This window comes from Agromyces sp. NPDC056389 (genome assembly GCF_042262385.1).
In the GTDB taxonomy this organism is placed as follows: Bacteria; Actinomycetota; Actinomycetes; order Actinomycetales; family Microbacteriaceae; genus Agromyces.
Genome location: NZ_JBHJPN010000001.1, coordinates 842358 through 853562 on the forward strand (window position 1 = coordinate 842358; position 11205 = coordinate 853562).

General features: G+C 69.3%; 10 protein-coding genes. 2 read left to right on the plus strand and 8 right to left on the minus strand.

The window, feature by feature from the left end:
• On the minus strand, positions 1-630 hold the full coding sequence (locus ACFCVM_RS03990; protein WP_375834135.1) for an SAF domain-containing protein: 630 nt from the start codon (positions 628-630) through the stop codon (positions 1-3).
• A 122-nt stretch (positions 631-752) separates the two neighbouring features.
• On the opposite strand from ACFCVM_RS03990, the gene ACFCVM_RS03995 reads away from it, so the two are divergent.
• The gene (locus tag ACFCVM_RS03995; RefSeq protein ID WP_375834138.1) at positions 753-1046 is read left to right on the plus strand and encodes a helix-turn-helix domain-containing protein; all 294 of its coding nucleotides are present in this window, start codon (positions 753-755) and stop codon (positions 1044-1046) included.
• Between the two features lie 10 nt (positions 1047-1056).
• Here ACFCVM_RS03995 and ACFCVM_RS04000 read toward each other — a convergent pair whose 3' ends face one another.
• Positions 1057-1647 (minus strand): hypothetical protein, encoded by a 591-nt coding sequence (locus ACFCVM_RS04000; RefSeq protein ID WP_375834141.1) that lies wholly within the window; start codon positions 1645-1647, stop codon positions 1057-1059.
• 183 nt (positions 1648-1830) lie between these two features.
• Between ACFCVM_RS04000 and ACFCVM_RS04005 the strand changes: the two genes are divergently transcribed.
• Entirely contained in the window at positions 1831-2280 is a 450-nt protein-coding gene (locus ACFCVM_RS04005; RefSeq protein ID WP_375834143.1) for an Rv3235 family protein, read from the plus strand.
• A gap of 131 nt (positions 2281-2411) precedes the next feature.
• Here ACFCVM_RS04005 and secA read toward each other — a convergent pair whose 3' ends face one another.
• The 6 genes from secA to mtrA all read right to left on the minus strand — a co-directional run bounded on the left by secA (position 2412) and on the right by mtrA (position 11174).
• Positions 2412-5195, minus strand: coding sequence for a preprotein translocase subunit SecA (gene secA / locus ACFCVM_RS04010; RefSeq protein WP_375834145.1), 2784 nt, complete (start codon positions 5193-5195; stop codon positions 2412-2414).
• 191 nt (positions 5196-5386) lie between these two features.
• Positions 5387-6094, minus strand: coding sequence for a ribosome hibernation-promoting factor, HPF/YfiA family (gene hpf, locus ACFCVM_RS04015; protein WP_375834148.1), 708 nt, complete (start codon positions 6092-6094; stop codon positions 5387-5389).
• A gap of 23 nt (positions 6095-6117) precedes the next feature.
• The gene (locus tag ACFCVM_RS04020; protein WP_375834151.1) at positions 6118-6903 is read right to left on the minus strand and encodes a ComF family protein; all 786 of its coding nucleotides are present in this window, start codon (positions 6901-6903) and stop codon (positions 6118-6120) included.
• Between the two features lie 152 nt (positions 6904-7055).
• A complete protein-coding gene (locus ACFCVM_RS04025; RefSeq protein WP_375834154.1) occupies positions 7056-8744 on the minus strand; it encodes a GerMN domain-containing protein in 1689 nt (562 codons plus the stop codon).
• Complete coding sequence (gene mtrB, locus ACFCVM_RS04030; RefSeq protein ID WP_375834156.1) at positions 8737-10485, minus strand: MtrAB system histidine kinase MtrB; 1749 nt, start codon at positions 10483-10485, stop codon at positions 8737-8739. Before mtrB ends, ACFCVM_RS04025 begins: the two co-directional genes overlap by 8 nt.
• Positions 10486-10493: 8 nt before the next feature.
• Positions 10494-11174, minus strand: coding sequence for an MtrAB system response regulator MtrA (gene mtrA / locus ACFCVM_RS04035; protein WP_375834159.1), 681 nt, complete (start codon positions 11172-11174; stop codon positions 10494-10496).
• Positions 11175-11205 lie beyond the last annotated feature (31 nt).

Here is an 11205-nt window from a genome sequence, read left to right on the forward strand (position 1 = left end):
TCATTCCCCCGACGACCGGGCCGGCACGAGATCGATCGCGTCGCCCGACGCCAATGCGCCGAGCAACGCGGCCACCTTCTCGCGGGGAACGAGGAGTTCGACCGAGGTGCCGCCGGTCGAGACCATGCCCTCCGCCTCGATGACGCCCCCGATCTCGGCGTCCGACACGAGCACCGTGGGCGGCTCGTAGCCGCGCTCGGCCTCTTTCGCCGTCCAGACGTCGACCCTCGTTCCGGCGGCGACGTCGCTGGGCAGCGGCCCCCTGCTCGGGACGACGACGGTCGCGAGGCCGGTGCGATCGGTCTCGTCGACGGCGGCATCGGGCACGAGTTCGCCGGCCTCGATCGTGCGGGCGACGACGAGCCCGCCCTCGGGCAGCTCGCCGACGGCGAGGTAGTGCGTCGCGCTCCCGCCGAGCCGCACGGATTCGGTGGCGAGATCATCGGCGGTGACGGTCGTGCCGGGGGTCAGCGTGTCTCGTGCCGCATAGACCTCGACACCGTCGTCGAGACCGGAGACGAGGCTCCACACACCGAACGTCGAACCCGCGATCAGCACCATCCCGATGATCAGGCGAGGGTCGAGACGGAGGGCTCCCCGCTCACCGCGCCGGGGGCGACGTGCCATCATGTGCGTTCCCTTCGAACCGGCGCCGGGTCGCGCCGTCGTCCATCGTCGCCCGAAGCCGCGACACGGGTCCGAAGTTATCCACAATCGTCGCCGCCGAGCCCCGGCCGGTCGATAATCAAGACATGACCTCTCCAGGTTCGGGCGACGAGATCGGCCGGTTCCTCACGCTCGCCGATGCGGCCGAGATCCTCGCCGTCGACGTCGCAGCGGTCGACGAGCTGATCCGCTCCGGTGAGCTGCCGGCGATCCGGGTCGGGACCGCCGGGCCGTGGCGCATCGAACGTGTGCAACTCGAGGTCTGGATCGAGCTCCAGTACGAAGAGACCCGCAAGCTCTCCGCGTGGAACCAGGGCGAGTTCTCGAACATCACCGAACTCTCCGGTGCCCGCACCGGGCGGCTCCGGCCGGTCGACTGACGCCGCGCCGTCAGCGGAAGTCGACCACCAGCAGTCGCGCGAGCGGCACGATGCGGTAGCCGTGCACGGCGTTGTCACGGCGCGGCCGGTCGGCGTCGTGCAGTGCGAGGTCGAGGTGATCGCGCGCGACCCGATCGATCGTGCCGTGCACCTCGCCGTCGATGGTGCAGAGGCGAACCGGGGTTCGGCGACGGCAGAGATCGCGCAGCACGAATGGCAGCCCGATCCGTTCGGCGATGCGAGCGGATGCCTCTGGTACCGACTCGAGACTCGGATCGAGCTGCGCGCGAGTGGGCAGCACGGCCGCGATCGCGGCGATGGGCACGACGCACTGGGCGCCGCCCTGCCCAGGTTCCGCGGATCGACCGCTGACCCAGTCGCGGCCGAAGACCTGCGGGCGGAACGAGATCGTGCGGCCGCCGTGCAGTTCGATCGCGACGGCGTCGTCGGAAACTGATCGCGCGATCGCCGAGAGTCGATCCCGAAGGGTCAGGCGGCTGAGCCGCAGGCGCTCCTCCTCGATCGCGAGGGCGCGCTCCTCGTCACGCTGCTCCTGGTCGAGCTGCGACTCGAGGTCGTCGAACAGCAGGTCCCAACGCATGCAGCGACGCTACATCGCGATGTCGCGTCTCCGAAACGTTATCCACAGGCGAGGAAATCTCTTGACACTGTTTCGACCGCTCATTTACGGTTCACACAGGCATCACCCATGTCCCCCACACGGGGGTGATCCTGTCGCACAGTCGAAAGACGATGCGAGCCACTCCTCCCCCATGGAGCACAGATGACCGCACGCGACGCGATCGGCACCCGAACCGCCGTGAATCGCAGCACTTCGGCGCACCTTCTCAGCGATGACGAGTTCTTCGGCCGCCAACCCGCACGGCGCACCGAGCTGCCCGATCCCGAGCCGCTCTTGCGCAGTCTCACCCACTGCGTCATCGAGGCGCTCGCGGGCGCACGCGATCTCGAGCAACTCGCGAGGTGGGTCGACGACGACGTCTACCGCAACCTCTCGAAGCGAGTCGTGCTCGCGGCCCGCGCGCGCCGGGTGAAGGGACAGTCGCCGCAGCGCCCGGCATTCTCGATCGGTCGGGTGCACCTGCACGAACCGGTCGACGGGGTGATCGAGGCCGTCGTCATGGTGCACCAGCGCGCTCGATCCCGAGCGGTCGCGATCCGCATCGAGGGCTTCGACCAGCGATGGCGCGCAAGCGCCATCGGCGTGCTCTGAGACGTTCGGTTCACCGGCGCTGCCGCGTCGGTCGACGCACCTCTCGCTGACACGCGCCCGACTGCACGGGGCCGGTGATGCACGAGACCCCGGTCGGTGCGCTGCACCGACCGGGGTCTCGTCGACTCGTGTCAGTTCCCCTTGCGGTCCTGGGCCCGACGCTCGGCGCGATTCTGCGGCGCGACCTCGCCACCGGTGCGCTGGCCGAAGGCACCGCGCGACTCCTCGGCCGCGGGGGCCTGGCTCTCGGCGACGGCGCGGCGCGCACGCTGCGTCGCGGCCTGCTGCACCTGGCCGCGCTGGTTGCGCACCTCGACGCCGCCCGCGTCACTCGGCGCCGAATAGCTGAGCTTGTCGTCGGATGCACCCTGTCGGCCGAGGCCCTTCGCCTCGATCTTCGCTCCGGCACCGGCCTGCGGTGCCACTTCGACCTCGAGGTTGAAGAGGAAGCCGACGGTCTCCTCGCGGATCGAACCCATCATCTGCTGGAACATCGCGTAGCCCTCGCGCTGGTACTCGACCAGCGGGTCGCGCTGCGCCATGGCACGCAGGCCGATGCCGTCCTTCAGGTAGTCCATCTCGTAGAGGTGGTCGCGCCAGCGACGGTCGATGACCGAGAGCACGACACGACGCTCGAGCTCGCGCATGGCGGGCGAGCCGAGCTGCTCCTCACGGCGGGCGTAGGCGACCTTCGCGTCGGAGAGGATCTCACGGCGGATGAAGTCGCGGTTGACCCGGCCCTTCTCGCCGGCCTCGGCGACGACCTCGTCGATCGTGATGCCGATCGGGTAGAGCGTCTTCAGCTCCGTCCAGAGGGCGTCGAAGTCCCACTCCTCGGGGTTGCCCTCTGCGGTGTGCGAGTCGAGCACCTCGTCGATGACGTCTTCGAGGAACTTCTGCGTGCGTTCGTGCAGGTCGTCGCCCTCGAGGATGTGCCGGCGGTCGCTGTAGATCGCCTCGCGCTGGCGATTCAGCACGTCGTCGTACTTCAGCACGTTCTTGCGGATCTCGGCGTTGCGCGCCTCGACCTGCGACTGCGCCGAGCGGATGGCCCGTGAGACCACCTTGGACTCGATGGCGACGTCGTCGGGCACCCCGCGCGACATGAGGCTCTCGGCCGCGCCGGCATTGAACAGTCGCATGAGGTCGTCGGTGAGCGAGAGGTAGAACCGGCTCTCACCGGGATCGCCCTGACGGCCCGAACGACCGCGCAGCTGGTTGTCGATGCGTCGCGACTCGTGCCGCTCGGTGCCGAGCACGTAGAGTCCGCCGGCCGTGAGCACCTTCTCAGCCTCGACGGCGACCTCGGACTTGACCTTGTCGAACACCTCGTCCCATGCGGCCTCGTACTCCTCGGGAGTCTCGACCGGGCTGAGACCCCGTTCGTGCATGAGCTGCACGGCGATGAACTCGGCGTTGCCGCCGAGCATGACGTCGGTGCCACGACCGGCCATGTTCGTCGCCACCGTGACCGCGCCGTGGCGGCCGGCCTGTGCGACGATCGCGGCTTCGCGAGCGTGGTTCTTCGCGTTCAGCACCTCGTGCCGCACGCCCTTCTTGGCGAGGAGTCGCGACAGGTACTCGCTCTTCTCCACGCTCGTGGTGCCGACGAGCACGGGCTGACCCTGCTTGTGGCGTTCCACGATGTCTTCCACGACCTGGGCGAACTTCGCCTCCTCGTTCTTGTAGACGAGGTCGGGCTGGTCGATGCGCACCATCGGCTTGTTCGTGGGGATCGGCACCACGCCGAGCTTGTAGGTCGACATGAACTCGGATGCCTCGGTCTCGGCGGTACCCGTCATGCCCGAGAGCTTCGAATAGAGGCGGAAGTAGTTCTGCAGCGTGACGGTCGCGAGAGTCTGGTTCTCGGCCTTGACCTGCACGCCCTCCTTCGCCTCGATCGCCTGGTGGATGCCCTCGTTGTAGCGGCGGCCGACGAGGATGCGGCCGGTGTGCTCGTCGACGATCAGCACCTCGCCGTTCATGACGACGTAGTCCTTGTCGCGCTTGAACAGCGCGTTGGCCTTGATCGAGTTGTTGAGGAACGAGATGAGCGGCGTGTTCGCCGACTCGTAGAGGTTGTCGATGCCGAGGTAGTCCTCGACTTTCTCGATGCCGGACTCGAGCACGCCGACGGTGCGCTTCTTCTCGTCGACCTCGTAGTCGACGTCGGGCACGAGTCGCTTCGCGAGATTCGCGAACTCGGTGAACCAGCGGTTCGCCTCGCCCGAAGCCGGGCCCGAGATGATGAGCGGCGTGCGGGCCTCGTCGATGAGGATCGAGTCGACCTCGTCGACGATCGCGAAGTGGTGGCCGCGCTGCACCATGTCGGTCGCCTGCCACGCCATGTTGTCGCGCAGGTAGTCGAAGCCGAACTCGTTGTTCGTGCCGTAGGTGATGTCGGCGGCGTACTGCTCGCGGCGCACCTGCGGGTTCTGCCCCGCCACGATGCATCCGGTGGTCATGCCGAGTGCGCGGAAGACGCGACCCATGAGCTCGGACTGGTAGCTCGCGAGGAAGTCGTTGACCGTGATGACGTGCACGCCCCGGCTCGTGAGCGCGTTCAGGTAGGCGGCGGTGGTGGCGACGAGGGTCTTGCCCTCACCCGTCTTCATCTCGGCGATGTTGCCGAGGTGGAGCGCTGCCCCGCCCATGAGCTGTACGTCGAAGTGGCGGAGGCCGAGCGTCCGGCGGCTCGCCTCGCGCACCGCGGCGAACGCCTCGGGCAGCAGGTCGTCGAGCGATTCGCCGTTCGAATAGCGCTCGCGGAGTTCGACGGTCTCGTTGCGCAGTTCGTCGTCGCTGAGCGCCTGGAAACCGTCTTCGAGGGCGTTGATCGCCGCTGCGTAGTTCTCCAGCCGCTTGAGGGTGCGGCCCTCACCGACGCGGAGGACCCTTTCCAGAATCGAAGCCACGAATGTTCTCCCGTTGTCGTTGGGCGCACGGCCGCGGATGCAGTCCGGGCACGCCCGCTGCCGCCATGCAGACGGCTATCTTAGCCATGCTATCGGTGAACGGGCTGCGCCTTCCCGACCCCATCGGACGCCCCGGCCGAAGCCGATCCGTCCGACGGGGTCGATGAGCGCTACGACTCAGGAGGTCGACGTCACGCGGTGGCGCGCTGGAGCTCCACGGGAGACGTGGCCGGCGATCGTGTCTCCGCCCGCTCATCGAGACCGATGAGCCCGTAGTCCCATCCCTTCCGACGGTAGACGACGCTCGGGCGACCCGACTCGGCGTCGACGAAGAGGTAGAAGTCGTGCCCGACGAGCTCCATGAAGTAGAGCGCGTCGTCGACCGTCATGGGCGTCGCCGCGAACACCTTCCGCCTGATGACGACCGGGGTGTACACCTCGTCTTCATCGACATGCGGTTCGAACTCGTCGACGACGGGGATGCTGCCGGTGCGCACCTGTGCGAGCACCTCGGGCGCCGCGGCCTGGACGCCGACCTCGGAGAATCCGGCGTCGGTGGCTTCGCGGAGCGAGGTCGGTCGCCGGGAACCCCCGCGATGGACCTTCCGGCGATCCTTCGCCCGCCGGATGCGCTCGAGCAATCGCCCGAGTGCGACGTCGAACGCCGCGTACTTGTCTGAGCCGTCAGCCTCGGCACGGACCACGGGCCCCTTGCCGACCAGGGTGAGCTCGACGCGGTCGGGCCCGGGGTTGCCGTTCTTCTCGTTGTGCCGGCTGAGCTTCACGTCGAGTGAGATCGCGCGCTCTGCCAGATGCGACACCTTCTCGGACTTCTCCGCCACGTAGGCGCGGAATCGGTCCGTGATCCCCAGGTTTCGTCCGACGATGTTCAGTTCCATGACGACCTCCGTTCACCGACGTGTCACCCGGTTCTGAAGGGTGGATCGACCACGCCTGTCCTGCCACCGTAGCCCCCTTGCGCGGCGATGTCACGGAGAGTTTGCCGTGAGCTGCCTGCGTGTCGCGGGAACCTGCGCGGCGTCTCGGCGAGCACCGCGATCGCCACCGTCTCACCGCCGGCCGCGGCGAGCGCCCGCACCGCTTCAGCGAGGGTCGAGCCCGTCGTGACGATGTCGTCGACGAGGAGGAAGCGCCGCCCCGCGAGTGGGGCGAGGGGGTCGAAGAGAGGTCTCCGGGTGCGGGGGAACGTGCGAACGCGCGGCCTTGCGACCAGCCCGCCCGCGGCATTCCGTCGCCGCTCCGCCGCGCCGAGCCCGGCCTGGTCGGCGCGCTCCCTCGCGAGGGCGAGCACCGGCACCGGCCGGATGCCGCAGCGCCGGAGCAGCACCTCGACGGGAACGAATCCGCGGGCGCGACGGGCGGCCGGCGTCGACGGGATCGTGCACACCTCGACCGCTGCGCCGTGCGGGACGCCGGCGAGCGCGGCCTGCAACGATGCGCGCAGTGCCGGTACGAGAGCGGTCGCGGCATCCGTTCGGGCCCCGTCCTTGAAGGCGCCGAGTACCGATGCGACCGCGCCCGCGTACTCGAGACCGGCCCAGACGGCGAGACCGGCGCGATCGATGCGCCGCGGCTCCGGGACGAGGGCGACGCGGCACGACGCGCAGACGGCACGGTCGCCGGTGCCGCACCCGGAGCAGGCCACCGGAAGGAGCACCGCGAGCGCATCTCGCACGGACTCACGCACGACTGCGAGTACTGCCGTGCGTTCCCACGCCATCACAGGGTGCTGATCTCGGCCATCCCCCGAGCCTCGCGGATCGCGGCGGCTCCAGAGCTTCGGCGAGCCGCTCGGAAGGCCGGCACCGCGACGTCAGCCGCTGTGGAGGACGAGTCCGCTCAGTCGGGCTGCTGCGAGGCCAGGAGCCGGATGCCCTCCGCCCGCGCCTGCCAACCGACTCCGCTGGGCGCCTCGAGGAACCCGTCGCCGGTCAGGAGTCGGAGATCGCTGACGCTGTTGCCCCCGTCGATCGCGCGGCCGCCGTCGGGCCCCGGCCGTGAAACGGCGAGGCCGCCGAGCACCTGCGTGATCACCCGGGTGGTGCCATCGGGCAGCTCGGTGAGCGAGGCGACCGTGCCTGCGTCGAGCCACGCGACGTCGCGCGGGGTGCCCGCGACATCGGAGAGCCCGAGTGTCACCGCGCTCAGCGCCGTCGGCGTGCCGGCGGCGTCGCGCTGGATCGAGGCGGCGACGAATTGGGTCGCGTTGCCGTCGCCGAGGAGTGCGACGAGTCGCGACGAGTCGCGTGAGATCTCGAGCGCCGCGATCGACGAACCGGCCCATGGCACCGGGAGCTGGATGGCATCGAGCGACCGGTCGCCGGGATAGACGACGAGCTGCCCGGGAAGCCCGGCCGGCACCGACCAGACGGCGTCGGTGCCGTCGATCGCAGGCACGATGAGTCCGCCCCTGGGGTCGAGCAGCTCGGGCTCCTCGCCCGTTCGCACGACCGAGACCCCATCTGCCGCGAGCACGGCGGCGACCTCGCCGCTCGCGCCGAGCGCGGCCCCGATCGGGGCCATCGCCTCGACCTGCGGGGAGAGATCGGGGATCTGCTCGATGGCCTCACCCGAGGGTGCGAGGTAGCCGAAGGTCGTGCCGTCGTAGACGACCTGCCTGGGATCGACCGGCGGGTTCTTCACGGGGACGGGTGAGAGCTCCGGCACATCCTGCTCGACGCCGTTCAGCGCCAAGACGACGGAGTCGACGTTCCGCACCCCGTCGAGGCTCTCCTGCAACTGGAACTCCATGCGCTGCACGCTCGTGACATCGTCGTCGGTCGCCCCCGATATGTCGACGCTCGCCACCCGGCCGGCCACGGGGACGGATCCAGAGTCGAGGCGCGACCCCTCGGGGAACGCCGAGCGGACTCCGGCTTTCAGCCATTCGGAGGGACCGACGAGCAGGGCCCGCACGATGCTCGTCTGGGCCGAGTCTCGGCCGGCGAACCAGCGCAGGTCGGGCACGAGGTAGTCGAAGTCCGCTGAGTAGAAGTAGAGCGGATAGCTGCGGAAGGTCTGGGCGAAGGTCGTCTCGTCGATCAGCAGTCCGTCAGGCGCGAGCGAGATGCGCCACTGACCCTCCTCGTTCTGCTCGAGTTCGTAGCCGAGTTCGATCGCGGTCGATTCCGAGGTGTCGTACTCGCCAGTGTCCGAGAGCTGCGCGGCCGGAGTCGCGTCGACGACGATCACCGCGTCACCGACCTCGGTGAACTCGCGGTCGCGGAGCACGTCGACCGTGGCGGCCGCGTTCGGGTTCCACTCGTCGGCGAAGGCGGGCGTGAGGAAGTCCCTCGCGGCCTGGTACTTGTTGCGCGGGCTGGCCGCAGCCTCGAGGAAGCCCTCGACGATCTGCTGCGGCGTCGCGTCCTTCACGGGCGGCGGCACGATCGTATCGAGCTCGAGCGATTCCTCGACGATCGGCGGTGACCCAGCGTTGACCCCACCCGAACTCGGAATCGACACGCAACCGGCGAGCAGCGCGGTCACCGCGACGACGACGGATGCCCCGAACACGCGTCTACGCATCGTGCGCCTCCCATCCGCCGGCGCCGGCCCGCTTCGCCGCGGCGCGCCCCGCGGCATCCGTCTCGACCGTCGCTTCGGTGTCGACGGCGCGCACCACTCCGGTCGCCGGCGGCCCCGTGGCGTCGATGTCATCGGGCTCGAGCGGCAGCGGAGAGGCGATCGCCTCGTCGAAGGCGACGCCGGAGCGCGGCAGCGTCAGGCGGAACACGGTGCCCGAACCACGTCGCGACCACACTTCGAGGGTGCCGCCGTGCGCGACGGCGTCCTCGAGCGCGATCGCGAGTCCGAGCCCGGTACCGCCGATCGTGCGCGTACGGCTCGGATCGGCCCGCCAGAACCGGTCGAACACGCGGGCCGACTCCTCGGCGGTCATGCCGAGCCCGTAGTCGCGAACCGACAGGGCGATGGCCGACTCGTTGCTGTCGACGGAGACGACGATCGGGCGCCCCTCGCCATGCTCGATCGCGTTGCCGAGCAGGTTCCTCACGATGCGGCGGATGCGACGGGGATCGACTCTCGCGTCGAGGTGGCCGCCCGGCGCCTCGAGTCGCAGCTCGCTGCCGCGACTGCGGGCGAGCTCGTGCATCGACTCGATCGCGTCGCCCGCCAGGTGCACGAGGTTCGTCGGCTCGGTCGCGAGCTCGACCGAACCCGCGTCGTAGCGACTGATCTCGAGCAGGTCGGAGAGCAGGGTCTCGAAACGCTCCGTCTGCGTGTGCAGCAACTCGACCGTGCGCGAGGTCGGACCGGGGAAATCGTCGCGCTGGCCGTACAGCACGTCGCCCGCGAGCCGGATCGTCGTGAGGGGGGTGCGCAGCTCATGCGAGACATCGGAGACGAACCGCTGCTGCATGACCGAGAGCTCGGCGAGTTCGCGGATGCGCGCCTGCAGGCTGTCGGCCATGCCGTTGAACGAGGCGGCGAGCGTCGCGAGCTCGTCTTCGCCCTTCTCGGGCATGCGCACGCCGAGATCGCCGGCCGCGAGCCGCCGGCTCGTCGTCGCGGCCGAACGGATCGGCTCGATCACCCATCGCACGACGAGCAGCGTGATCGCGCTCAGCAGCACGAGCAGCGCGATCGCGCCGATCGTGCCGACGAGCTGCATGAACGCGAGCGTCTCCTGCGCGGCGGCGAAGTTGTAGCCGATGTACAGCTCGTACTCGCCGACCCCCGGCACCCCGATGGAGCTGCCGACGACGACGCCCGGATCCTCCCCGCCATCGGTGCCCTCGAGTGCCACCGACTGCCAGTACTGGCCGCCGGGATCGGCGCGCACGCGCTCGTGGAGCTCCGGCGTGATGACCCCGGAAAGGCTCGGGGCGATTCGCGTGGGCGGGGCGTTCAGGCTCGACACATCATCGGGCTGGAAATACGCGATCGCCGAGCTGCCCGACACGCTGCGCACCGTCTGCACGACCGAGGCCATCGTGTCCTGCAACGACGCCCGGTCGGCGGCTTCGGAACCCTCGAGGATCCGCTGGGCGGCGATCGTCGCCAGGTTGGCGTCGCCGAGGGCGCTGTCGAGCTGGGTCTTGAAGAGGTTCGACGCGATGCTGAACGAGATGTACAGCCCGATCACGAGGATCGCGAGCGACGAGAGGGCGAAGGTGATGACGACGGTGCGGAACTGCAGCGATCGCCGCCACAACTCGAGCGCGTGGCGCGGCAGCGAGGCGAGCGTATGCCGGACCTCGCGCCACGAACCGACCCGGAACCGGGCCGGGGCCTCCGCCTGCGACATCCGTGCCCCTAGGTGGTCGCGCCGGCTCGATACCCGACGCCGCGCACGGTCATCACGATGCGGGGGTTGTCGGGATCGTGCTCGACCTTGGCGCGGAGCCGCTGCACGTGCACGTTCACGAGCCGGGTGTCGGCTTTGTAGTGATAGCCCCACACCTGCTCGAGCAGCATCTCTCGAGTGAAGACCTGCTGCGGCTTCGACGCGAGGGTCAGGAGCAGGTCGAACTCGAGCGGGGTGAGGTTGATGCGGGCGTCGCCGCGGCGCACCTCATGACCGGCGGCATCGATCGTGAGGTCGCCGATGTTGAGCGTCGACACGGCCTGATCGGGCGTCGGCCGCAGCCGCGTGCGGATGCGCGCGATGAGCTCCTTCGGGTTGAAGGGCTTGACCATGTAGTCGTCGGCGCCCGATTCGAGTCCCTTGACCACGTCGGCGGTGTCGGTCTTCGCGGTGAGCATGATGATGGGTGTGCCCGACTCCGCACGGATCCGCCCGCACACCTCGATGCCGTCGATTCCGGGGAGCATGAGGTCGAGCAGCACGAGATCGGGCTTCGACTCGCGGAAGGCGGCGAGCGCCCCGGTGCCGTCAGCGCAGAAGAAGGGTTCGAACCCTTCGGTGCGCAGCACGATGCCGATCATCTCGGCGAGGGCCGTGTCGTCATCGACGACGAGTACGCGTGGGTTCATCCTTCATTCCTGTCAGCACCGCCGGGTCACG